Origin of the sequence: Vibrio salilacus, from assembly GCF_002811245.1 — a bacterium.
Classification (GTDB): Bacteria; Pseudomonadota; Gammaproteobacteria; order Enterobacterales; family Vibrionaceae; genus Vibrio; species Vibrio salilacus.
In genome coordinates this window covers 157,926-180,820 of the sequence record NZ_NIVQ01000003.1, presented here as the reverse complement: position 1 = coordinate 180,820, position 22,895 = coordinate 157,926, and the positions used below count along the sequence as shown (strand labels likewise).

General features: G+C 45.1%; 23 protein-coding genes. 5 read left to right on the top strand and 18 right to left on the bottom strand.

What is annotated here, in order from left to right:
- Positions 1–2: 2 nt before the first annotated feature.
- From proB to vcdP, 6 genes are all read right to left on the bottom strand, one after another.
- A complete protein-coding gene (proB, locus tag CDZ87_RS03415) occupies positions 3–1,136 on the bottom strand; it encodes a glutamate 5-kinase (RefSeq protein WP_100752176.1) in 1,134 nt (377 codons plus the stop codon).
- A 166-nt stretch (positions 1,137–1,302) separates the two neighbouring features.
- Entirely contained in the window at positions 1,303–1,692 is a 390-nt protein-coding gene (crl, locus tag CDZ87_RS03410; RefSeq protein ID WP_038174039.1) for a sigma factor-binding protein Crl, read from the bottom strand.
- A 100-nt stretch (positions 1,693–1,792) separates the two neighbouring features.
- The gene (gene frsA / locus CDZ87_RS03405) at positions 1,793–3,040 is read right to left on the bottom strand and encodes an esterase FrsA (protein ID WP_100752175.1); all 1,248 of its coding nucleotides are present in this window, start codon (positions 3,038–3,040) and stop codon (positions 1,793–1,795) included.
- A gap of 99 nt (positions 3,041–3,139) precedes the next feature.
- On the bottom strand, positions 3,140–3,604 hold the full coding sequence (gene gpt / locus CDZ87_RS03400; protein WP_038174041.1) for a xanthine phosphoribosyltransferase: 465 nt from the start codon (positions 3,602–3,604) through the stop codon (positions 3,140–3,142).
- A 227-nt stretch (positions 3,605–3,831) separates the two neighbouring features.
- Positions 3,832–5,121: an NCS2 family permease gene (locus CDZ87_RS03395; RefSeq protein ID WP_100752174.1), complete on the bottom strand. Its 1,290-nt coding sequence runs from the start codon at positions 5,119–5,121 to the stop codon at positions 3,832–3,834.
- A 465-nt stretch (positions 5,122–5,586) separates the two neighbouring features.
- A complete protein-coding gene (gene vcdP / locus CDZ87_RS17625; RefSeq protein WP_483855390.1) occupies positions 5,587–5,673 on the bottom strand; it encodes a small protein VcdP in 87 nt (28 codons plus the stop codon).
- 464 nt (positions 5,674–6,137) lie between these two features.
- Between vcdP and CDZ87_RS03390 the strand changes: the two genes are divergently transcribed.
- The 4 genes from CDZ87_RS03390 (at position 6,138) to CDZ87_RS03375 (ending at position 10,296) form a co-directional block, all read left to right on the top strand.
- A complete protein-coding gene (locus tag CDZ87_RS03390; RefSeq protein WP_100752173.1) occupies positions 6,138–7,610 on the top strand; it encodes an aminoacyl-histidine dipeptidase in 1,473 nt (490 codons plus the stop codon).
- A 289-nt stretch (positions 7,611–7,899) separates the two neighbouring features.
- On the top strand, positions 7,900–8,343 hold the full coding sequence (locus CDZ87_RS03385; RefSeq protein ID WP_100752172.1) for an ATP-dependent zinc protease family protein: 444 nt from the start codon (positions 7,900–7,902) through the stop codon (positions 8,341–8,343).
- Positions 8,340–9,245 (top strand): 30S ribosomal protein S6--L-glutamate ligase, encoded by a 906-nt coding sequence (rimK, locus tag CDZ87_RS03380; protein ID WP_100752171.1) that lies wholly within the window; start codon positions 8,340–8,342, stop codon positions 9,243–9,245. Before CDZ87_RS03385 ends, rimK begins: the two co-directional genes overlap by 4 nt.
- On the top strand, positions 9,205–10,296 hold the full coding sequence (locus CDZ87_RS03375; RefSeq protein ID WP_100752170.1) for a succinylglutamate desuccinylase/aspartoacylase family protein: 1,092 nt from the start codon (positions 9,205–9,207) through the stop codon (positions 10,294–10,296). The genes rimK and CDZ87_RS03375 overlap by 41 nt, the downstream gene beginning before the upstream one ends.
- A gap of 50 nt (positions 10,297–10,346) precedes the next feature.
- On the opposite strand, the gene CDZ87_RS03370 is transcribed toward CDZ87_RS03375, so the two are convergent.
- From CDZ87_RS03370 to CDZ87_RS03360, 3 genes are all read right to left on the bottom strand, one after another.
- Positions 10,347–11,711, bottom strand: a complete 1,365-nt coding sequence (locus CDZ87_RS03370) for a sodium-dependent transporter (RefSeq protein ID WP_100752169.1) — start codon at positions 11,709–11,711, stop codon at positions 10,347–10,349.
- Between the two features lie 306 nt (positions 11,712–12,017).
- Positions 12,018–12,764: a YggN family protein gene (locus tag CDZ87_RS03365; RefSeq protein WP_100752224.1), complete on the bottom strand. Its 747-nt coding sequence runs from the start codon at positions 12,762–12,764 to the stop codon at positions 12,018–12,020.
- A gap of 53 nt (positions 12,765–12,817) precedes the next feature.
- Positions 12,818–13,294 (bottom strand): GreA/GreB family elongation factor, encoded by a 477-nt coding sequence (locus tag CDZ87_RS03360; RefSeq protein ID WP_100752168.1) that lies wholly within the window; start codon positions 13,292–13,294, stop codon positions 12,818–12,820.
- 79 nt (positions 13,295–13,373) lie between these two features.
- Between CDZ87_RS03360 and CDZ87_RS03355 the strand changes: the two genes are divergently transcribed.
- Positions 13,374–15,314, top strand: a complete 1,941-nt coding sequence (locus CDZ87_RS03355; protein ID WP_100752167.1) for a RecQ family ATP-dependent DNA helicase — start codon at positions 13,374–13,376, stop codon at positions 15,312–15,314.
- On the opposite strand, the gene dinB is transcribed toward CDZ87_RS03355, so the two are convergent.
- The 9 genes from dinB to CDZ87_RS03310 form a co-directional block, all read right to left on the bottom strand.
- Positions 15,311–16,375: a DNA polymerase IV gene (gene dinB / locus CDZ87_RS03350; protein WP_100752166.1), complete on the bottom strand. Its 1,065-nt coding sequence runs from the start codon at positions 16,373–16,375 to the stop codon at positions 15,311–15,313. The genes CDZ87_RS03355 and dinB overlap by 4 nt on opposite strands.
- A gap of 114 nt (positions 16,376–16,489) precedes the next feature.
- Positions 16,490–16,723, bottom strand: coding sequence for a DUF2789 domain-containing protein (locus CDZ87_RS03345; RefSeq protein WP_100752165.1), 234 nt, complete (start codon positions 16,721–16,723; stop codon positions 16,490–16,492).
- A 167-nt stretch (positions 16,724–16,890) separates the two neighbouring features.
- Positions 16,891–17,124, bottom strand: a complete 234-nt coding sequence (gene nqrM / locus CDZ87_RS03340) for a (Na+)-NQR maturation NqrM (RefSeq protein WP_100752164.1) — start codon at positions 17,122–17,124, stop codon at positions 16,891–16,893.
- Positions 17,125–17,145: 21 nt separating this feature from the next.
- Positions 17,146–18,147, bottom strand: a complete 1,002-nt coding sequence (locus CDZ87_RS03335; RefSeq protein WP_100752163.1) for an FAD:protein FMN transferase — start codon at positions 18,145–18,147, stop codon at positions 17,146–17,148.
- Positions 18,148–18,395: 248 nt separating this feature from the next.
- The gene (gene nqrF, locus CDZ87_RS03330; protein WP_100752162.1) at positions 18,396–19,619 is read right to left on the bottom strand and encodes an NADH:ubiquinone reductase (Na(+)-transporting) subunit F; all 1,224 of its coding nucleotides are present in this window, start codon (positions 19,617–19,619) and stop codon (positions 18,396–18,398) included.
- A gap of 33 nt (positions 19,620–19,652) precedes the next feature.
- Positions 19,653–20,249, bottom strand: coding sequence for an NADH:ubiquinone reductase (Na(+)-transporting) subunit E (nqrE, locus tag CDZ87_RS03325; RefSeq protein ID WP_014232790.1), 597 nt, complete (start codon positions 20,247–20,249; stop codon positions 19,653–19,655).
- A 7-nt stretch (positions 20,250–20,256) separates the two neighbouring features.
- Positions 20,257–20,889 (bottom strand): NADH:ubiquinone reductase (Na(+)-transporting) subunit D, encoded by a 633-nt coding sequence (locus CDZ87_RS03320; RefSeq protein ID WP_005380269.1) that lies wholly within the window; start codon positions 20,887–20,889, stop codon positions 20,257–20,259.
- Positions 20,889–21,659, bottom strand: a complete 771-nt coding sequence (locus CDZ87_RS03315; RefSeq protein ID WP_100752161.1) for a Na(+)-translocating NADH-quinone reductase subunit C — start codon at positions 21,657–21,659, stop codon at positions 20,889–20,891. The genes CDZ87_RS03320 and CDZ87_RS03315 overlap by 1 nt, the downstream gene beginning before the upstream one ends.
- Positions 21,649–22,893, bottom strand: a complete 1,245-nt coding sequence (locus tag CDZ87_RS03310) for an NADH:ubiquinone reductase (Na(+)-transporting) subunit B (protein ID WP_100752160.1) — start codon at positions 22,891–22,893, stop codon at positions 21,649–21,651. Before CDZ87_RS03310 ends, CDZ87_RS03315 begins: the two co-directional genes overlap by 11 nt.
- Positions 22,894–22,895 lie beyond the last annotated feature (2 nt).

The window sequence follows — 22,895 nt, the reverse complement described above, 5'->3', positions numbered from 1 at the left end:
CTTTATTCCTGAATTACGACCATATCATCACGATGCAGCACTTGATTGCCGTAGTCATAACCTAATATTCCAATAATGTCTTTACTGTGTTTGCCGACGATTCTGGCCATATCATGACTTGAGTAGCTTGCAATACCACGAGCGATCAGCTTGCCGTGGCGATTAGTGACTCGCACCACATCCCCGCGGGCGAATTGACCACCAACGTGAACAACGCCTTTTGCTAGCAAGCTACTGCCTTTCGCGACAACGGCATTGACCGCACCATCGTCGATCATGATGTCTCCCGATGCCGCTGGCCCGGCAAGAATCCAGCGCTTACGATTTTCAAGCGCTTCTTCGCACGGTAGGAAACGAGTGCCTTGCGGGCTATCGCTAAGAGAATCAAACACCACATTCGGCGCGCTGCCTGCGGCAATAATCACTTCGATCCCTGCACGACGTGCGATGTCTGCCGCTTGCAACTTAGTCGCCATTCCGCCCGTACCCAGCGTAGTACCACTGCCACCAGCAATTTTACGCAGAGTGTCGTCAATGGTTTTGACTTCTTTGATCAGCTCAGCATTAGGGTCTTTACGTGGGTCGGCGGTAAATAAGCCTTTTTGATCGGTCAGCAGCAGTAGCTTGTCTGCACCACACAAAATACCGACTAATGCGGACAAGTTATCGTTGTCACCCACTTTGATTTCACTGGTTGCCACCGCATCGTTTTCATTGACGATCGGGATGATGCCGTTGCCAACCAAAGCATTAATGGTATCTCGCGCATTAAGGAAACGTTCACGATCTTCAAGATCAGCACGCGTTAGCAACATTTGGCCAATTTTGAGCCCATAAATCGCAAACAAAGATTCCCATACTTGAATCAACTGGCTTTGGCCAACAGCCGCCAATAATTGTTTGCTTGCCATAGAGTTGGGCAATGCGGGGTAGTCTAGGTGCTCTCGGCCTGCCGCAATTGCGCCAGACGAAACCATCACCACAGAGTGACCTTGCTTGTTCAGTTCTGCACACTGGCGAACTAACTCAACCATGTGAGCTCGGTCTAACGCTAAAGTGCCACCGGTTAAAACACTCGTACCGAGTTTAACGACCACGGTCTGTAACTGTGGTGCTTTTCCACTTTCTTGATTCATTGCCTTTCTACTATGAAAAATTAAAAATCGTCACGATCTTATTTGCCATACATTGGCGCCAAAGATTGATTAGACCTGATGTTTTAGCAATCAACTAACAAATTCACAAGTAGAAAAGGCGCTAAAAAGCGCCTTTTTGGGGAATAACAACTATAAGCTGGAAAATCTAGACGAATTCAACCGATTCTTCATGCATGACCACCGCAATATCAAATTCTTTTTTCAAGGTATCTATCAGCTTTTGGTGGAACACTTCTTGAGTACGAGTCACATCGGCGAGTGCTTTTTTGGGTAAGGCTTTGTCTTTCCAGTCTCCCGTCACATCATACAGACCGGAACGGTAACGAGCTTCAAAACCTTGCTCGTTAGCGGTTAATTCTAACCACCAACCCCAAAACTCACGTTGTTCGGGTGATTTTTTATCATTAACGCACACCGATAAACAATCGAAAAGGTAGTCGCCTTCTTGGCTTTGTGATTCGCGTAAATAAGGGCCAATGGCCCTTAGCGTTGATAACAAACGGTAATGGGTAGGACTTTTGATCTGCTCAGACATAATGAATCTCCATATTCATTGACTTATTGTTGTACGTAACCCAGGACCTGATAGTTTGGGTAGTACGTTTAAATAAGTGTCATCTAAATTAGCAGAAATGTCATCTCATTAGCTCATCTTCCAACCACTTTATCGCTAAATCGAGGGATTGCTCATACCCTTGTGTAATTGTTTTTGCACTGATTTTCTTCGCTTTACCATAATCACTAAACAACGCGACCATTTGGTTATCACTAAATGGCGAGATGGGATCATTCTCTAAACTCATGGCCAGAATCGGCACACGAGTTTTACGATTGGATAAAATTCCCTGAACTTTTAATGACCAAGCCATCAATTGTCCAGCCAAGCTATGAATATCAACCACCGATTTTCCCAACCGAGATGCTAAGACATCAAGATACATTTTGGGCATCTGTTTGAGCTTTTCTGGCGACGACAGCACCTCATGGATAGGTGCACCTAATGACACACATGCTTTGACTTTATCCGGGTCCATAAATGAGAGGCGCACCATGGTATTGCCACCAAAACGAAAGCCAATCAGGCCGACTTTATGGTGGTCAACCCAAGGAATGTTATACAGTTCATTTAGCACAGCCTGATGTAAGCGCGATGTATCTTCCGTTAGATTCCAATGAACATTATGACCGATTGATGGCATGTCGACGGTCAGCATCGCGATATCTTTTTTCGCCAAGTGATCACGAAACAAACTCCACAAATCAGTTTGCAAACTATCTAGCCCCGCCGTTACGATGACCACAGGTTGAGGCTTATCGGTTTTGGTCAGATGCAAGTGCGCAACAATGTGCTTGTTCTGGTAAGGGATCTCTAAACGTTTAATGGTGTACTTGGTTTTTTTCGCCGCTTCACTATAAGCGCTACTGGCCAATACCTGCGCTTGAATAGCCAAGTTATCATTTTTTAAATGTGGATAGCCCGCGATACTAAAACAAAGTGATGCGTTAAACATTTCGTCAGCGGCCTGTTCGCCCTTAAATTCATTCGAACGTTTTTGATGTAACATACCCAGCTTGGTCCATTCATAGGTCCAATTTCCACTGTGATAGCCCATCACTGTGTCGAGCCACTGCTCATTGGTACGAGAGTGTTTTGAGGCAGCAATCTTTGCCAATACTGATTCAATCTCTATCGGATCAAGCCCCTGCCATGCCCACTGCATACGACGCAAGTTGCGATACCATCGGTAGCCATCTTGCTGCTGTTTTTGCTCTAAAAACGTCTGACTGGTTGGCATATATTGAGTCAAAGCAGAGGTCTCTTTCGCCTGCTTATGTTTAACAAACAGAGTTTCAGAGAGATTTTTGCTTACTTCCTCGGACATGGATACGACCTAAATAATGGGGTTTGATAAATAGTAATAAAAAAAATGACCCAATAAAGGGTCATTTATCAAGAAATCGTTGCTTTGTTGCTCAATCAATTACTTTTGTTTGCGATTAATTGGCTCAACGTACTGGATGGACATATCCCACGGCTGCTCAATCCAGGTATCTTGTGCGATATCGACAACATAGTCATCGAGTAACTCCATACCTGCAGGCTTAGCACAAACGGCAATCAGTTTCGCTTTAGGGTACATTTCGCGCAATTTTCGCGCCGTGTCACCGCTGTCGACTAGGTCTTCAACGATAAGAAAACCTTCACCATCACCCTCTGGTGCTTTCACTACCGTCATATCACGCTGATGATCATGATCGTAACTGGAGATACAAATCGTATCGACATGACGAATGCCGAGTTCACGCGCAAGAATGGCACCAGGAACGAGACCGCCACGGCTCACAGCCCAAATACCTTTCCATTGTTCTGCTGGCATCTGTTTTTCTGCCAATTCGCGACAAAATGCGTGCATTTGATCCCAAGTGATAATGAATTTCTTTGCCATTGTAATAACCTAATAATTGATAAAGTCTGCAACCCCAAAATAACGCCAATACACACTGACGATTGCCTAGAGCAAGTGAGGGGAAAAGCTACGCAAACGATTATTTTAACGCAGCCGCTCTACAATACCAATGGCGAATTTATTTGGGATAAAAATATCGCCATAACCGTCACATGATTATGGCGATAGTGCTCGAAAATATGATTCGGCATCACTACAAAGCGGGGTTACACCACCAAGTATTTAATGATGAATACTGCCGAGAGTACCCAAACACTGATCGATACCTGACGACCTTTACCGCTTAGCAGTTTGATTGCCGCATAAGAGATAAAGCCAAGCGCAATACCTTCAGCAATCGAGTAAGTCAATGGCATCAGTAAACAAGTGACCACGACAGGAGCCGCTTCTGTTAAATCGCGCCAATCAATGCTCACCAGGCCTGACATCATCAAAATGGCGACGTAGAACAGCGCACCAGCAGTAGCATAAGCTGGAATCATTCCTGCCAATGGCGAGAAGAATAAGGCTAATAGGAATAGCACACCCACCACAACCGCAGTCAGGCCTGTGCGCCCTCCAGCAGCAACACCCGCAGTAGATTCTACATATGAAGTCGTACTTGAAGTGCCTAACATAGCTCCGACAGATGTGGCAGTAGAGTCAGCCAGCAACGCTTTACTCAAACGAGGTAATTTGCCGTCTTCTTTAATCAAATCCGCTTTTGTTGCAACGCCTACTAAAGTGCCAGCCGTATCAAACAGGTCGACAAATAGGAAAGCAAACACGACAGAAATCATACCCACTTCAAACACATCTGCGATGTTCATTTGCATCAAGGTTGGAGCAATACTTGGTGGCGTCGACATCACACCACCCCATTGAACATCACCCAGCATCAAACCTAGCGCTGTGATGATCAAAATAGCAATCATCACGGCACCACGTACGCCTCGGTATACTAGACCAATGGTGAGGAAAAAGCCCAATGCCGCCAAGGCTGGTTGAAGACCTGTAATATGACCAAGGCCAACCAAGGTTGCTGGGTTGTCCACCACAATGCCTGAGTTTTGCAAGCCGATAAACGCAAGGAAAAGACCAATACCAGCCGAGATCCCAGTACGCAATGACATCGGGATTGAGTTAATGATCCATTCGCGAACCTTAAAGACACTCAGCGCCATAAAGATGAGACCTGAGACAAACACCGCCCCCAGTGCGACTTGCCAAGTGTGCCCCATTCCTAGCACAACTCCGTAAGTGAAGAAGGCATTTAGCCCCATACCTGGTGCCAGTGCAATTGGGTAGTTAGCAACAAAGCCCATAATGAAACAGCCAATCGCTGCAGCAAGACAGGTAGCGACAAATACCGAACCTTTGTCCATTCCAGCGTCTGCCAGCATCGCAGGATTAACAAAGATGATATAAGCCATCGTCAGGAAGGTGGTAATACCTGCGATGATCTCAGTTTTGACGTTAGTACCGTGTTCACTGAGCTTGAACAGTTTTTCGAACATGATCAAATCCTAAAGGGTAAAAAGTAAACGGTTGCGTAATCGATTGGCGCGAATTATAAAGTCATCAAATAGTAAATTCCAGATAGAATTATGACTCTAATCAATATTTCTATTTATAAATGAAATATTCAAACATATAACGGCGTGGTATAAATATCATTTTATCTTATTTTTCAACAAGTAAATGTGTAATTAAAGTTACTATTCAAATGATGTTTTTTTGCACTGTGTTTTAAACTTTCAGCGCTGCTAGCGCTCGTTCAATCAAAGCTGATAGGTGCTTATACGAATATTATTCGCACAATAAGGCCAGTTTGGAGAAACTAGCAGTAAATTGAGGGGGGATATCGAGATAAAAAAACGCCACTCAATTTGAGTGGCGGTTGAATCATGTCAGCAAATAAACGCTGTAAATAAATTCCAATAATAGGGGGTGAACAAAACTGTTCGAGACAAGCTTATGGGTTAGTAACCGAAGCTTGTTGGGTAAGTAAAGCTGCTGGTATAAACAGAGCTGTTTAACCAAAATGCTGCACTTGGTAAACCTTTCATAACTATCACCTTCTAAATCAATTAAAACAGATTAAATACATTGATTTCTCGGTTCCCTGGAGGCGACAAATCGGACTCATCCTTTGAGCATTTTTTCTTCGCTATCGAAGTTGGTTACTAATATACCTCATAGAAATTTTATTACAACCATTAAAGTGATAAAGGTCACAAAAAATTCATAAATAGGCTAAAAATAGACCTGTCATGTAATTTAATTACAAGAATATCAATTATTCATAGGCTGTTTCGACACGACTTACGCCTATTAACAGGATTGGCTCATGATGTGATTATCGGTTCTGTGATAATGACTCGAGATTTACTCAGTGCTTTTACTACACCCAACTCGCGGTGAATGCTATTCTTCTCTTCTCTCATCAATAGGCCATCTGCGGGTTTTTGTTCTATCTATAGACAATATTACCTCGTCATGATCTGGCATTATTATTTTAAAGGAGTCATCCGTGTCTGAATTCCATTCTGAAATTAGCAACTTATCACCCGCTTCATTATGGCAGTTTTTCGATAAGATCTGTTCTATTCCACACCCTTCAAAGCATGAAGAAGCGTTAGCGCAATACATCGTCCACTGGGCAACCGAGCAAAACCTTAACGTTCGTCGAGATCCCACTGGTAATGTGTTTATCAAAAAGCCAGCAACGCCAGGAATGGAAAAGAAAAAAGCTGTCGTGCTTCAAGCCCATATCGATATGGTGCCACAGAAGAACGAAGACACCGACCATGACTTCGCTAAAGATCCAATCCAACCCTATATTGATGGTGAATGGGTAACGGCAAAAGGCACCACACTTGGGGCAGATAACGGCATTGGCATGGCATCTTGTCTTGCGGTTCTGGCATCGAAAGAGATCAAACATGGCCCTATCGAAGTGTTGTTGACCATTGATGAAGAAGCAGGCATGACTGGCGCTTTTGGTCTTGAGGCAGGTTGGCTAGACGGTGATATTCTACTTAACACTGACTCAGAGCAAGAAGGCGAAGTCTACATGGGTTGTGCTGGTGGTATTGATGGGAAAATATCCTTTACAATCACACGTGAGCCACTACCTGCGGGCTTTGTGGCTCGTCAGTTGATCCTGAAAGGTTTGAAAGGCGGCCACTCAGGTTGTGATATCCATACCGGTCGCGGTAATGCCAACAAATTAGTCGCACGATTTTTAGCAAGCCATGCTCAAGAGCTCGATCTGCGCTTGATCGAATTCCGAGGCGGCAGCCTACGAAACGCCATCCCACGTGAAGCCTTTGTTACGGTTGCCATCCCAGCAGAAAACGAAACTAAGCTGGCACAACTCTTTGAGCTCTATACTTCGCTACTCCAATCAGAACTTGGCAAGGTCGAGACAGAGATTGTCTCTTTCAACCACGCGATCGAGAGCGATGAGCAGGTGATTTCTATCGCGGATCAGCAACGCTTTATCGCCGCAATGAATGCCTGCCCTAACGGTGTCATTCGCATGAGTGATGAAATCGAAGGTGTCGTAGAAACGTCTTTGAATGTTGGTGTGATCACTACAGACAAGGATACGATCAACGTACTTTGCCTTGTTCGCTCATTGATTGACTCTGGTCGCCAACAAGTTGAAGGAATGCTGACTTCAGTGGCTGAGCTTGCTGGCGCACACATCGAGTTCTCGGGCGCATACCCTGGTTGGAAACCTGATGCAGACTCGGAAATCATGGCAATTTTCCGTGATATGTATCAAGGCATCTATGGACACAAGCCTAACATCATGGTTATCCATGCTGGTCTTGAATGTGGCCTATTTAAAGAGCCCTACCCAACGATGGATATGGTGTCGTTTGGCCCAACCATCAAGTTTCCTCATTCTCCGGATGAAAAAGTAAAAATTGATACTGTGTCTCTTTTCTGGGACCAAATGGTTGCCCTGCTGGAAGCCATCCCTGAAAAAGCTTAATACGCCGTTAACTTTGACTTAGAAAATCTTATCGATAAAGCCAGCTAATTTCGCTGGCTTTATCGTTCGCGAGCTTTCTAAGCATAAATTTTTTTTGTCGTAACGGTGATTAATTTTCGTTAGTCACTGATAAATAAGGCTGATAAATTCGCCGACCTTGAAGCTTCTCAGGGGAAACCATCTTCTCCCCTTCAAGATTAGTGTGCGGTGTATTCCAATTGCTTACTGTAAAGAGTGCTATAGTCTCTTAGCACTTGTTCCAACTTCCCAAACTGAAATCGTTACTGTGATGAAAGAAAAAATCGTTGTTGGCTGGCGTGAAACCGTTAGCTTGCCAGAACTTGGCATTCATAAAATTAATGCAAAAATTGATACTGGGGCCAGAACTTCATGTTTGCATGCTTTCAAGGTAGAAACATTTAATAAAGACCATGCCTTGTGGGTACGCTTCTGGCTCCATCCAAATCAGCACGACACCGAAGTAGAGGTGGTATGTGAGGCGGCGGTGATTGACGAGCGTATTGTTCGCGACTCAGGTGGACACGAAGAGTCCCGCTATGTCATTTCATCGATGTTTTCGATCGGAGGTGAAAGTTGGCCAATTGAGATCACGCTGACAAACCGCGAAAATATGGCCTTTCGTATGTTGTTAGGACGCACTTCGATGCATCACCGCATCATGGTTGATCCGGTTGAATCATTTTTAATCCCTTTCGAGGAAAACAAGTCATGAAAATTGGTATTCTGTCACGCAACGCCAAGCTCTACTCAACCAAGCGCTTGATTGAAGCGGCGAAAGAACGCGGTCATGAAGTGAAAGTAATCGATGCACTACGATGCTACATGAACATCAATTCAGATAAACCTGAAATTCACTTTAAAGGTGAAGAACTATCTGGTTTTGATGCAGTCATTCCTCGTATCGGGGCTTCCGTTACCTTTTACGGTACGGCTGTATTACGCCAGTTTGAAATGATGGGCGTTTACCCAGTCAATGAATCGGTGGCAATTACACGCTCACGTGACAAGTTACGTTCAATGCAGTTGCTATCACGAAAAGGGGTCGGCATGCCGATCACCGGTTTTGCCAGCAAGCCCGATGACGTTAAAGATCTGCTCGATATGGTTGGGGGCGCGCCTGTGGTGATCAAACTTCTTGAAGGTACTCAAGGCATTGGTGTTGTCCTTGCAGAAACACGCAAAGCCGCTGAAAGTGTTGTCGAGGCCTTTATGGGTCTTAAAGCTAACATTATGGTTCAGGAATACATCAAGGAAGCTGGCGGTGCGGATATTCGTTGCTTTGTCATTGGTGACAAGGTGATTGCGGCAATGAAACGTCAAGGGGCAGAAGGTGAATTCCGCTCAAACTTGCACCGTGGTGGTAGCGCCTCTTTGGTAAAAATCACCCCAGAAGAACGTCGCACTGCGGCAGCGGCAGCAAAAATTATGGGCTTGAACGTCGCAGGTGTCGACCTACTGCGTTCTGCGCGCGGCCCGTTAGTCATGGAAGTGAACTCATCTCCTGGTTTAGAAGGTATCGAGGCTGCTACCGGTAAAAATATCGCGGGAATGATTATTGAGTTCATCGAGAAGAATGCGGCAAGCAAAAGGACCAAAACTCGTGGCAAAGGCTAAGAAAAATAGCGCATTTGAATTTCTCGGCGAGTTTGTCTCGCCGGGAGAAAGAAAGGTCATTGAGTTAGAGGCGGCTAGGCTCTATACGCACTCACCGCTGTCTATCCCTGTCGAAATCATTAATGGGCATCAAGCGGGGCCGGTTCTTATGATCAATGCGGCCATCCATGGTGACGAGCTCAACGGGGTAGAAATCGTACGCCAAATGATCGACACCATTGATCCTAGCAAGCTTAAAGGCACCTTGATCGCCGTGCCAATCGTCAACGTATTTGGCTTTATTCACAAATCTCGCTATCTCCCAGATAGACGAGATCTCAATCGTTGTTTCCCTGGCAGTGACAAAGGATCGCTGGCTTCACGCATGGCGCACACTTTTTTCTCTCAGGTTGCGAAACGGTGTGATTACATTATCGACCTGCATACGGGAGCGATTCATCGCACCAACTTGCCTCAAGTCCGTGCCGATTTAAGTAATCCAGAAACGCTGCGAATTGCTCAGGCTTTCGCAACGCCCGTAGTGATTGACTCGCCATTAAGGGAGGGCTCATTGCGAAGCGAAGCTGAACGTCTCAATATACCAGTGCTGACGTATGAAGCAGGCGAAGCATTACGCTTTGAGCCCATCTGTATCAATGCCGGCTATTTAGGTGTCAAACGCGTTATGCAGGCGATTGGCATGTTACGCAAAAGCCGTAAGCGTCTGCCCACTTCGGTGATAGCCAAATCAACCAGTTGGTTACGTGCCGAAAGTAACGGCATTTTGCGTACCGTCGTAACCCTTGGCGAAAAAGTAACGCGAGGTCAGGTGTTGGCCTATATTAGCGCCCCATTAGGACACAGTGAAATTGAGCTGAAAGCACGTAAGGGCGGGATTGTAATCGGACAACAGACACTCCCCTTGGTCAACGAAGGAGACGCCATTTTCCACTTGGCGTATTTTGAACAAGACGACCAAGAGGTAGAACAGGTAGTAGAAGATTTTATCGGTGAAGTTTCTGATGCCGATCTTGAGCCACTCACGACCGGCCAAATTCATACCCCGTCATAAATCATATTAAGCCCGCTTATCGCGGGCTTAATCGTTATTGGGGCGCTTAATTAACCAAACGAGGCCCAAATGACAGTTGCCACTAACATCGGGCAGACAAACTTGACATAAATAGGCCATAGCTTGCCAAACCAGCCCTGAGAAAATTCTGGGCAGCCTTGCTCAAGTTCTTTGACTTTTGCTTGACGGCTCCACACCCAACCACCAAAAAGACAAAACAGTAGCGCCGCGAGTGGTTGTAAATACTGAGTAGCGACCATCGCCACTAAGCCAAATAGCGCAACAAAATTATAAACAATGACAATACTGAATGAGGCAATGAAAGCGCCAAGCACCCAGCTTGTGATGCCACGTTTGGTCTCAAAGCGTTCACTGACTAATGCCACTGGGCACTCTAACATCGAGATAGAAGAGGTCAATGCGGCAATCGTTAACAACAAGAAGAATACGATCGCAAACAACTGTCCTAATAAGCCTAAACTATCAAACATCAAAGGTAGAACCGTAAACACTAACGTATCTGAGCTCAAAAGTGAGCCGTCTTGCGCATAGATCTCGACGCCACTTTGCATTGCCACAAACATCGCAGGCATCACCACTAAGCCAGCAATAAAAGCTACCGCAGTATCCACCAAGGTGACATTCATCGCCATTTTCGGCAAATTCTCTTTTTTACTGAGATAAGAGCCGTAGATCAGCATTGAACAGCCGCCGATCGTCAACGAGAAAAAGCCTTGGCCCATGGCTGCTAATATTAGCTTGCGATCCATAACTTTCGTAAAGTCGGGGATCAAATAATGCTTTAGTCCCTCCATCGCACCATTCTGCGTCATGATGTAAACAAACAACAGCGCAAACAATACAAACAGGGCTGGCATCAAACGTGTCGACCATTTCTCGATCCCTTGTTTAACCCCACCTTGAACAATTAAGATCGTGAGCACATAAAAGATTACCGTACCGAATAAGTTGCGCTCAACGCTAAAGCCTTTAAACCAAACAGTGGCTGCTTCCATTCCCAAAACATCAGTCACAGCGCCAAACAAGAAGCATATTAGCCAACCACCAACAATGCTATAAAACGCCAGAACCGCACTGGGCACACTGAGACCAACCCAGCCTACCGCTGCACCTAATTTTTTGCCAATAGGGTTGTTGGTAAGTGAGCGCATACTATCAACTGGGTTTGCCTGCCCATGACGACCGATGGCCATTTCCACCACCAGCATTGGAAAGGCGACAATGAGAATCATCAGTAGGTAGACAAGCAAAAATGCCCCACCACCATTGCTCGCCGCTTGAGTTGGAAAACCCCAAATATTGCCTAAGCCAACCGCAGCGCCCGCTGCCGCTAATATAAATCCAAGACGTGAGCCAAAATGTTCACGTGTTTGAGCATTGTCACTCTGTGTCATACTACTTTAACCGAACTTACAAACTAGTTAGCTAGTACATTAAAGTAAAATGTTGTCGATAACAATAAACCTAGTCAATTCTACAGGCAAGTTGGCTAAAGTTTAGTTTAAATGACTTGTAAATATTTTATGACATGGCTGTTCATCGATAACCTCAACTCAGTTGCGACCAAGTGATAGGGCAATGCACTCGCTCATTGAGCACGAATCAAACACAATCAAGCATTATCTGTCTAGATAAAGAGCGCGTTATGCGCTCTTTAAGTTGAAAAGCTCAACAATCAAAGGGTCTGAACAGCGGTAATCTTAGATTGTAAAAATCTGATAATCCTTCAACTGAGGAACTTTTTGATGCAGTTGCTGCTCTTGATCCGCTAATTGATCCAATGAATCACAAAACTCTGCGCTTTGCTCTTCTACTTGCTGGACGTGCTCCGCCAAGCGCTCAGAAATTCGTTGCTTTAACTCACTCATCGCATTGGCCATTTCAGTCAAGTTCAAACCGCCTTCTGCTTTCATCTTTTCAGACATTGCATCAAACGCACTACTAATAAACTCTTCGTTAAATAACGCTTTAGCTTTATCGAAATCTTGAGCCCAGCTTTCGGTTAATGTATTAAAGCTATCGGCTGGCAGGATAAGATCGCCTTCTTTGTAATAGCGCGATTCAATCTCAGCATAAAACTGCTGCATGGATTGCTTGACACTTGCAAAGGCCTCTGGCGCATCAAAGCTCTGCGCTACATCATCAACAATATCGTTCGCAAGCGCTAAGCCTTCTTGTGCCATCTGTTTCGCTCGCGGCAGATACTCGTTGAGACTGTCACGATACTGAGCAATTGCTTGCTGCTGATCGCTATTAAGCTCAATGCGCTCACCATGGATAGTCAAAGTATTATCACTATCAACAACGGCCGTTTCTCCTCCAGCCTGCTGGATTTCCAACCGTTGTTCATTAAGGTGAATTTCATTTTTCAAATCAATGTTGCATTGAGCGGCAAACAACTGACTGGACACCAATAGTAGTGGTAACGTCACTAATTTCTTTTTCATCATCCTACCCTTTTTTTGCAACCCATAGCTTATCAACTGAACATTAGCCATTGTCAGACAATGGTTTCTATTTCGTAACAATAATCACTGCCAGCAATATGATAGTGAATTTCATCACCAATCTGTTTCGATTTTAGTGCCTTTCCGAGTGGTGACTCAAAGGTGACTAATCTCACATCTTGATTGTCAAACCACACTTTCATCCCCCCCGAACAAGGCGAGGTAAAAAACCAGCGGCGATGGTCTTCCTCATCTAACAGCAATACCGCACAACCTAATGCAACTTGTTGTGGTGAGTCACTCAGTGGTAATTGCGTAATAAGTGCAATCTCCTGCTCGCACTCTTGGACTCGCATCGCTTGTCCATGGGCTAAATAAGATGCCTCAAGCGCTAACGTATCGTATTTATGCTCTGGGACCGTCTCTTCATCCGTTGCCGATTCGAAAGCTCGTTGAGCGGAACGCTGAGCAACATGCAATTTCTGCTGTAACAAGGTTAAGATTGTCTGACGCAGTTCCAACTTATTCATACTAAAATCATATTCCAACGCAGAAATTATCTTTAGAATACCTGCCAATAGTGAATAAAAAAAGCAGGAATAAATAACTATGGGTGACGTTTCTATCACGCAAAAGATCGAACAAACGCTTAAGCACACTTTTGGTTTTGATCACCTTCGTCCTGGTCAGCAACAAGCGATTGAAACCATTTTAGCGGGGCGATCGAGTGCAGCAATTTTTCCTACCGGTTCAGGGAAATCACTCTGCTATCAATTACCTGCACTGATGCTTCCCCATCTAACGTTAGTGATTTCACCCTTGCTGGCCTTGATGAAAGATCAATTGGCTTTTCTCCAACGTCATAATATATGCGCTGCTTCGATTGATTCGAGCCAGACTCGAGAACAAACCCAATCGGTGATGAATCAAGCCCGTAGCGGTGAATTGAAGATCTTGATGATCTCAGTCGAACGCCTTAAGAATGAGCGATTTCGTCAATTTATTAAGCAAATTCCGATTTCATTGTTAGTGGTCGATGAAGCGCACTGTATTTCAGAGTGGGGACACAACTTTCGCCCTGACTACCTTAAACTTCCTCACTATCAACAAGAATTCGCAATCCCTCAATGTTTGTTGCTGACGGCGACCGCGACCAATGCCGTGATCGATGATATGCGCAACAAATTCTCCATCGCCGATCAAGATGTCGTCACAACCGGTTTTTATCGTGCCAATTTAGATTTGAGTGTTATTCCCTGTCGTGACGAGGAGAAGAATGAGGCTTTACTGAATGCTCTATCTCCTGGCGCAACTCAGCCCTCTATCGTCTACGTCACTTTGCAAAACAGTGCCGAGTCATTGGCAAACATGCTACGCGAGGCAGGAATTAACGCTCAGGCTTACCATGCGGGGCTCGATTCTGATATTCGCCAACGCATCCAAGAGCAGTTCATGAGTGGCGACATTGATACTATCGTCGCTACCATTGCATTTGGTATGGGGGTGGATAAAGCCGATATTCGTCGTGTCATTCATTACGACTTACCCAAATCTATTGAAAACTATGCTCAAGAGATTGGTCGCGCTGGTCGTGATGGCCAACCTTCGCAATGCATCTTGATCGGTAACAAAAGTGGCATCTGCACGTTGGAAAATTTTGTTTATGGCGACACACCAGAACCCAATGAAATTGCAGCAGTCATCGAGCAAGCGCAGTCTAATGCCCCGCAATGGGAAGTGGTGATATCTCGTCTTTCAAGCGAAACCAATATCCGCCAACTGCCACTGAAAACTCTGTTGGTTTATATGGAAATGTTCGCTTTGATTGCCGCCAAGTACAGCTACTTTGCCGACTATCGATTTAAGTTTATTCAAAATAAATCATTCATTATCGAACAGTTTGATCCTCAACGTAGCGATTTTGTGCGCGCTCTTTTTGATTGCTCAACTCAAGCTAAAGTCTGGTGTCAGGTCGATTTTGATGCGCTTTGGCAACATTTTTCTGGTGAAAGACAACGCGCCATCGCCGCACTCGATTATTTCCATGAAAAGGGTTGGATAGAGCTCGAAAGTAAGCTCATGACTGAAGTGTATCAAGTTAATCCAAGTGATCAGTCTGTCGAGCAGTTAACCCAACAGTTATGGGCTCTGTTTAATGAGAAAGAACGTAGTGATATTGAACGGATCGACAACCTATTAGCGCTGTTTGAATCTGACCAGTGTCTGAGTTTTAAGTTGGCGAGTTACTTTGGTGATGCACAAGCACCAAAACTATGCGGCCATTGCAGTGTCTGTCGTGGTGAGGTCGCCACCCTGCCTAAATCTATTGTACCAGATGCGACTGACGCGCAAATACAGACTTGGCTTAATGAGTTACAACAACGGGCTCAGCAGCCGCTTTCTAGAGCTTTACAAGCTAAATTTTTGTGTGGCATTGCCACGCCGATACTTGGCAAACTCAAAGCGCGCAGTTTGAGCGGCTTTGGCAAACTTGAAAGAATACCTTTTGCTCAGGTCACAGATTGGCTTGAACAACACCAAGCGAGTTAAAAGAAACTAAGCTGTTTGGCGAGTTCTTCTGGCTTGAGCATCACACTCAAGCCAAGTAATCGAATTTCACGTCCTTGCTGACGCTTTAATACATCATGCAGTAGCTGCTTGAAATCTTCCAACTCAAGACAAGGATGGATATGCTCAATCGTAGTCTGTTGGAAGTCAGCGAATTTGACCTTAATTCCCTGTTTAATGATTGCTTTATCGGGTGAAGATTTACTCAAACGTCGTTCCAGTTCAGGATAAAGCTTACTCTCGATCACTTGCCAACATTGATCGTACGTGAAAATGTTGTGACTGAATGTACGCTCAACGCCGACGGACTTACGCTCTCTTTCAACCACGACTGGTCGATGATCAATGCCATGACTTTTGTTCCATAGCGAGGCGCCCAAACGGCCAAACTGGAGTAAAAGGGCGCGGTAATCACTCCGCTTGATATCGGCGCAGACATAAAACCCAGCTTGATGAAGCTTCTCTAAACTGACTTTACCTACACCGGGTATTTTTTCTAACGCTAGTTTATCGACCTCTTGCTGAACACGCTCTGGTGGGATCACATACTGGCCATTGGGCTTATTCATATCTGACGCCACTTTGGCAAGAAACTTGACGGGTGCAACACCTGCTGAAGCGGTTAATTGCAATTCATTCAATATATCGCGCCGAATGGCTTCAGCAATCAAGGTTGCCGACCCTTGGCACTGAGTTGCATCGGTGACATCAAGGTATGCTTCATCAAGTGACAGCGGCTCAATCAGCTCAGTGTAACGTGAAAATATCTCACGAATCTGTTTAGACACCTGCTGGTAAACCTGCATACGTCCGGGGACAACAAGTAACTGGGGGCAAAGTTGCAGTGCCCGAGCGGTTGGCATCGCACTGCGAATTCCATACTCACGAGCTTGATAGTTACAGGTACTCAACACCCCACGTTGCTTTTCATGTCCACCGACAGCCAGTGGTCGATCGCGGTAACTTGGATTATCACGCATTTCAACCGCAGCGTAAAAGCAGTCCATATCAACGTGAATGATTTTATTTGTACGCACTGACATGCATTTGACCACTGTAGTACTGGTTAAAAATACAGTATAAATAATTTATCGGTCTCTGGAAACCGATATAAACCATCAACAAATTACCAGGCGACTATCGAGCCGCTTTGCTTTTTAGTCTCGCAGCATCACATCCAACTGATCGACCGTTTCTGCCCAATCTGCATCTTCTTCTATCGCCTGCTTAAGAAATGCCGCTTGAGACTTGCTCCAGAAGCTTGCCTCATGCAGTAATTCAGCATCTCGACGCTGTCGGTTTTGCGCAACAAACTGGTTAATCTCTTGGTCTGAACTTCCTAGTCCGAGTTGTTTAAACAAATGAGACATATCGTGTTGATATAGCTCCATGCTACCTCCAAAAATGTACTTATGATGATGATGATGAGTATAGCTGACCTCAACTGCTTATCATTAAAGCTATCGTGTTGTTTTTTTGGCTATCTATATAAACTACAGTTAAAAAATAACCCGGACTCTGCCGGGTTATAGAAAATCAACTTAACAAAAACAGGCTATTAAGCAATTCTGTCTTTTTCCCAAGCTGAGAGCTTTTCTGCTCGAGCAGCTTCGCGCGCTTCACGCTTTTTACGCGCGTCACAAGGTTCTGGGCAGTTACAGACCTTTTCGATGCCAACGGCACCTAAGCCGCCACAGCTGCCTTTTACTACTTTTTTCTGGATGATATAGCCGATTGACATTGCTGCAATCACTGCCATAAATACACCAAACGTAATCAGAAATGTACTCATAATAGGCTCACTCAGATTTAATTAATTCATGTATCGCAGATACGCCGTCGACGCAAGCTCTTGATACCCATTGTCGGTTTTGACGATCATCAACACTGGGATATTATGCTCTTCGGCTACCTTCATTCCTTGAACGTCACCCAACACCATCAAGCCGGTTGCAAGCCCATCCGCTGTCATTGAAGACTTATCTAAAACAGTCACAGACACCACTTTATTGTTAATTGGCTTGCCTGTATTAGGGTCAATGATGTGAGAATAACGCACACCATCATGCTCGAAATAGTTACGGTAGTCACCAGAAGTCGCAATGGCCATGTCGCCAGGCTCAATAATTTCTTGAATCGCTCGTTCTTCAACCGAAGGCTTTTCAATCGCTATACGCCAAGCAACACCCTCACGATTGACGCCTTTGAGGCGCATCTCCCCTCCAACCTCTACCATATAGTTTAGGATACCTTGCGATTGAATGTAATCAGCGACTACATCAACCCCCCAGCCTTTAGCGATCGTTGAAAGATCGACGTAAAGATTTGGAATGTCTTTGCGTAACATATTGCCTTCAACCGTTAAGTGATGAATCCCCGTTATCGCTCGACGTTCACTGAGTTCGGCATCAGTTGGAACGATCTCTGGACGCCCTTCGGGTCCAAAACCCCACAAGTTAACTAGTGGGCCTACCGTCACATCTAAAGCACCTAAAGTCAGACCGTTTAAACGCAGCGCTTCTTTCACGACAGTGGCGGTTTGTGGCGACACCTCAAACGCAGCCGAAGCATCACTTTGATTAAACAAGCTCAGTTCTGAATCTTTACGATAAGTCGACATCTGATCGTTCACTTGTTCGAGAAGACGATCGATCTCTTTTTGCAGCAGATCCGCAGAGGGCTGCCCTTGTGCGGTAATGTATTTGATGTTGTAAGTCGTACCCATTGTTGGGCCGCTTAGGTGGATTTGTTCAGTCGGTTTTTCACAACCAACTAGAACCAATAAAGAAGCAAATGCAACAAGCCACTTTTTCACTTGTTAGACTCCTGTAATTTGAGGAACGGGAATAGCGCATGCGTCTGTATCTAACGCATCGACTATTACCATTCTTAGAAAAAGCAATGGCTGACTAATAAGCAGTCAGCCATCTTATATATTCAATTTCAAGTAGTTAGAGACGTAGCAAAGCGGCAAATAAACCCAAGCCTATGAACATAGAACTTCTATGTAATTAGGTTGGGTTTATGAAGCCAACAACGCTACAGCTTCAAATCTGCTGAAATTTAGCCGCCGAAGTCATCCAGTAGGATGTTTTCGTCTTCTACACCAAGATCTTTGAGCATACCAATAACGGCCGCATTCATCATCGGTGGACCACACATGTAGTATTCACAATCTTCAGGCGCTTCATGGTCCTTCAGGTAGTTTTCGTACAATACGTTGTGGATGAAACCGGTGTAACCATCCCAGTTATCTTCTGGCATTGGATCAGACAGAGCACAGTGCCAAACAAAGTTGTCGTTTTCTGCTTGTAGGCCGTCGAAATCTTCTACATAGAACATTTCACGCTTAGAACGTGCACCGTACCAGAAAGACATCTTACGTTGAGACTTAAGACGCTTTAGTTGGTCGAAGATGTGTGAACGCATCGGCGCCATACCAGCACCACCACCAACAAAAACCATTTCGTTGTCTGTATCTTTAGCGAAGAACTCACCAAATGGACCAGAAATGGTACACTTATCGCCTTCTTTCAGCGACCAGATGTATGAAGACATGATACCAGGCGGTACCTCAGGGTTATTAGGCGGCGGCGTAGCAATACGCACGTTTAGCATAATAATGCCTTCTTCTTCTGGGTAGTTCGCCATAGAGTAAGCACGGATCGTCTCTTCGTTGACCTTAGACTCGTAACGGAAAAGATTGAATTTATCCCAATCTCCACGGTACTCCTCAGGTACATCGAAGTCAGCGTATTTAACATGGTGAGCAGGTGCTTCAATCTGGATGTAACCACCGGCACGGAAAGGTACGGTTTCGCCATCAGGAATTTGTAGCTTAAGCTCTTTGATGAATGTCGCTTGGTTATCGTTAGAGATAACGGTACATTCCCACTTTTTAACGCCAAAGATCTCTTCAGGAAGCTCGATATCCATGTCAGTTTTCATTGCAACCTGACACGCTAGACGCTCACCTTCACGCGCTTCACCTTTAGTAATATGGTCAAGCTCGGTCGGTAGAATGTCACCACCACCTGATTTAATTTTTACGCGACACTGACCACAAGAGCCACCGCCACCACAGGCAGAAGAAACAAATACACCCGCGCCAGCAAGTGCGCTAAGTAGTTTACTACCTGGTTGTGTAACGATCGCCAGTTCAGGGTCACCGTTCACAGAAATTGTAATGTCACCTGTTGGTACAAGCTTAGACTTAGCGAAAAGAATCACTAGTACTAGCGCCAGTACGATCAGAGTAAACATCACGACACCAAGAATAATGTCCATTGACTATTCCTTTATTGTTGCGGTTTACCCGACTTACAGTTGAACACCAGAGAAAGACATAAAGCCTAACGCCATTAAACCTACCGTGATAAAGGTAATACCTAGACCACGTAGACCCGGAGGTACGTCAGAGTACTTCATCTTCTCACGGATACCTGCAAGAGCAACGATTGCTAACATCCAGCCCACACCTGAGCCGAAACCGTATACAACCGATTCAGCAAAGTTGTAATCACGCTGTACCATGAAAGATACACCACCGAAGATTGCACAGTTTACCGTGATCAACGGAAGGAAGATGCCTAGCGCGTTGTACAGAGGTGGGAAGAAACGGTCGAGAACCATCTCTAGAATCTGTACAAGTGCTGCGATTACACCGATGAAGGTGATGAAGTTTAGGAAGCTAAGATCGACACCTTCAACTAAAGCATTTTCTCGTAGTACTAGGTTGTAAACTAAATTGTTGACTGGAACAGCGATGGTTAGCACAACCACAACTGCAACACCTAGACCAAAAGAGGTCTTTACTTTCTTAGATACGGCAAGAAACGTACACATACCCAAGAAGAAAGACAACGCCATGTTTTCGATGAAAATCGATTTAACTAACAGACTAATGTAATGTTCCATGACGTCCTTACTCCTTCGCTTCTACTTGTTCTGGTTTCAGAATACGGATTACCCAGATTAAGAAACCGATTAGGAAGAATGCAGATGGCGCAAGTAGCATCAAGCCGTTTGGCTGATACCAACCACCATTGCTCACTAGAGGTAATACTTCCAGGCCAAATAATTTGCCCGAACCAAATAGTTCACGGAAGAAACCAACAGTGATAAGAACGAAACCGTAACCAAGGCCATTACCGATACCATCAATTAACGAAGGCACTGGTGCCGACTTCATCGCGAAAGCTTCAGCCCGGCCCATCACGATACAGTTAGTGATGATTAGGCCGACAAATACCGATAGCTGCTTAGAGATATCATATAAGTAGGCTTTTAGCACTTGGTCTACCACGATTACTAGTGATGCGATAATTGCCATCTGAACGATAATACGCACGCTGTTAGGAATGTGGTTACGGATTAATGATACCGAGAAGTTAGACAGAGCAGTTACAAAGGTTACTGCCAGCGTCATAACAAACGCAGTCTCTAGTTTGGTGGTCACTGCCAACGCAGAACATACACCAAGAACTTGTAGCGCGATTGGGTTGTTATCCAATACTGGCGCTAGAATGCTCTTTTTAACATTTTGTGCACTAGACATTAGTTCAGACCTCCGTCACGAACTTTTGCTAGGAATGGACCAAAGCCCATATCGCCTAACCAGAAGTCAAATGTGTGTTGAACACCGTTACTAGTTAGTGTTGCACCTGAAAGGCCGTCAACACCGTGTTCAGAGCCTGCTGGAGCACCACCTTTAACCACTTTGATTGCTGGTTTATGGTTGTCATCAAACAGTTTTTTACCCACGAACTGATCACGCCAAGATGGGTTCTCAACTTCACCACCCAATCCTGGTGTTTCACCTTGCTCGTAGTACGTCATCGCAGATACTGTGTTACCGTCAGTTTCTACAGCAACGAATGCATACATCATTGACCATAGACCATTACCGTGTATAGGCAGGATGATCTTAGATACGGCATCGCCATCTTTCACTAGGTATACAACACCCGTGTTTGCGCGACGTAGGATCTTCGCTTTATCTTGGTCAGCGGTTAGCTTGGTAGATTCTGCAGAATCTTTTGCAGCTTTACGTTGGTCGTAAGTTGCTGCATTGCCGTCAACAAAAGCGCCAGTTTTGAAGTCTACAAGACGAGGTTCGATGTATTGTGCAAAAAGCTCAGGTACTTTCTTTCCTTCAGTCTCAATACCAGCAACTTCAACGATTTTCGTTTGCTTATCGAGTACCGCGTTAGCTTGTTGCTTAGGTTTAAGAACAACTGCAGCTGTTGAAACGATGATTGAGCACACTAAGCTCAACCCGACAACAACACCCAGCGTCTTTTTAATGCTGTCGTTATTACTTGCCATAGCGTGCTAGTCTCCGCTTGATGTTCTTCTCGATGACTATGTGGTCGAACAAAGGTGCAAACAGGTTCGCAAATAGAATCGCCAGCATCATACCTTCTGGGTAGGCTGGGTTAACTACGCGGATTAGTACACACATTGCGCCAATTAGAGCGCCGTACCACCACTTACTTTTATTGGTAAATGAAGCCGATACTGGGTCTGTCGCCATAAAGAACATACCAAATGCAAAGCCACCAAGAACAAGGTGCCAATGCCATGGCATATTGAACATTGGGTTGGTATCTGAACCGACCACATTAAACAGCGTTGCTGTCACAATCATCCCGATCATTACACCAGCAATGATACGCCATGATGCGATTCTCATGTAGACGATCATCGCAGCGCCAATCATCAGAGCAAGCGTCGATACTTCACCGATAGAACCAGGGATATTACCGATGAATGCATCCATCCAGGTAATTGGAGCACCAGAGACCGTGTTCATCAGCGCGCCGTTACCACCTTGAGCCCATTGGCTCAGTGCAGTTGCACCAGAGAAGCCATCTGCTGCAGTCCAAACAACATCGCCCGAGATTTGCGCTGGGTATGCAAAGAATAGGAATGCACGGCCAGCCAGAGCTGGGTTAAGGAAGTTACGACCAGTACCACCAAAGATTTCTTTGGCCACAACCACACCAAAGGTAATACCCAGTGCTGCTTGCCATAGAGGAAGAGTCGGTGGGACAATCAGTGCAAACAAAATAGAAGTAACAAAGAAACCTTCGTTTACTTCATGCTTACGTACCATACAGAACAGCACTTCCCAGAAGCCACCAACGATAAATACCGTTGCATAGATTGGCAGGAAGTAAGTCGCACCAAGTAATAGCTTACTACCGACCCCCGCATCTGCAGCAATCGTACCGCCGAACATTTCAGTCAGCCAGTAATGCCAGTTACCTGCAACAACCGTTGCTAATTGGTCAGCTGAATGCATGTGAGTGAGTGCTGCGATAGCTTGGCCACCCGCGTTGTACATACCCCAGAACATTGCAGGGAATACTGCGAACCAAACCATAATCATGATGCGTTTTAAATCAACACTGTCACGAACGTGCGAGCTTTTCTTTGTGATTAGACCAGGTGTGTAGAACACTGTTGCTACAGCTTCGTACAGGGCAAACCACTTTTCGTGTTTGCCACCAGGTTCAAAATGATGCTCGATGTCTTCAAGAAACTTTTTAAGTGCCATGA

Coding starts and splice junctions, on each gene's coding strand:
- proB (WP_100752176.1), bottom strand. CDS start 1,136: ATGAATCAAGAAAGTGGAAAAGCACCACAGTTACAGACCGTGGTCGTT.
- crl (WP_038174039.1), bottom strand. CDS start 1,692: ATGTCTGAGCAGATCAAAAGTCCTACCCATTACCGTTTGTTATCAACG.
- frsA (WP_100752175.1), bottom strand. CDS start 3,040: ATGTCCGAGGAAGTAAGCAAAAATCTCTCTGAAACTCTGTTTGTTAAA.
- gpt (WP_038174041.1), bottom strand. CDS start 3,604: ATGGCAAAGAAATTCATTATCACTTGGGATCAAATGCACGCATTTTGT.
- CDZ87_RS03395 (WP_100752174.1), bottom strand. CDS start 5,121: ATGTTCGAAAAACTGTTCAAGCTCAGTGAACACGGTACTAACGTCAAA.
- vcdP (WP_483855390.1), bottom strand. CDS start 5,673: ATGAAAGGTTTACCAAGTGCAGCATTTTGGTTAAACAGCTCTGTTTAT.
- CDZ87_RS03385 (WP_100752172.1), top strand. CDS start 7,900: ATGAAAGAAAAAATCGTTGTTGGCTGGCGTGAAACCGTTAGCTTGCCA.
- rimK (WP_100752171.1), top strand. CDS start 8,340: ATGAAAATTGGTATTCTGTCACGCAACGCCAAGCTCTACTCAACCAAG.
- CDZ87_RS03375 (WP_100752170.1), top strand. CDS start 9,205: ATGCGGCAAGCAAAAGGACCAAAACTCGTGGCAAAGGCTAAGAAAAAT.
- CDZ87_RS03370 (WP_100752169.1), bottom strand. CDS start 11,711: ATGACACAGAGTGACAATGCTCAAACACGTGAACATTTTGGCTCACGT.
- CDZ87_RS03365 (WP_100752224.1), bottom strand. CDS start 12,764: ATGAAAAAGAAATTAGTGACGTTACCACTACTATTGGTGTCCAGTCAG.
- CDZ87_RS03360 (WP_100752168.1), bottom strand. CDS start 13,294: ATGAATAAGTTGGAACTGCGTCAGACAATCTTAACCTTGTTACAGCAG.
- CDZ87_RS03355 (WP_100752167.1), top strand. CDS start 13,374: ATGGGTGACGTTTCTATCACGCAAAAGATCGAACAAACGCTTAAGCAC.
- dinB (WP_100752166.1), bottom strand. CDS start 16,375: ATGTCAGTGCGTACAAATAAAATCATTCACGTTGATATGGACTGCTTT.
- CDZ87_RS03345 (WP_100752165.1), bottom strand. CDS start 16,723: ATGGAGCTATATCAACACGATATGTCTCATTTGTTTAAACAACTCGGA.
- nqrM (WP_100752164.1), bottom strand. CDS start 17,124: ATGAGTACATTTCTGATTACGTTTGGTGTATTTATGGCAGTGATTGCA.
- nqrF (WP_100752162.1), bottom strand. CDS start 19,619: ATGGACATTATTCTTGGTGTCGTGATGTTTACTCTGATCGTACTGGCG.
- nqrE (WP_014232790.1), bottom strand. CDS start 20,249: ATGGAACATTACATTAGTCTGTTAGTTAAATCGATTTTCATCGAAAAC.
- CDZ87_RS03320 (WP_005380269.1), bottom strand. CDS start 20,889: ATGTCTAGTGCACAAAATGTTAAAAAGAGCATTCTAGCGCCAGTATTG.
- CDZ87_RS03315 (WP_100752161.1), bottom strand. CDS start 21,659: ATGGCAAGTAATAACGACAGCATTAAAAAGACGCTGGGTGTTGTTGTC.
- CDZ87_RS03310 (WP_100752160.1), bottom strand. CDS start 22,893: ATGGCACTTAAAAAGTTTCTTGAAGACATCGAGCATCATTTTGAACCT.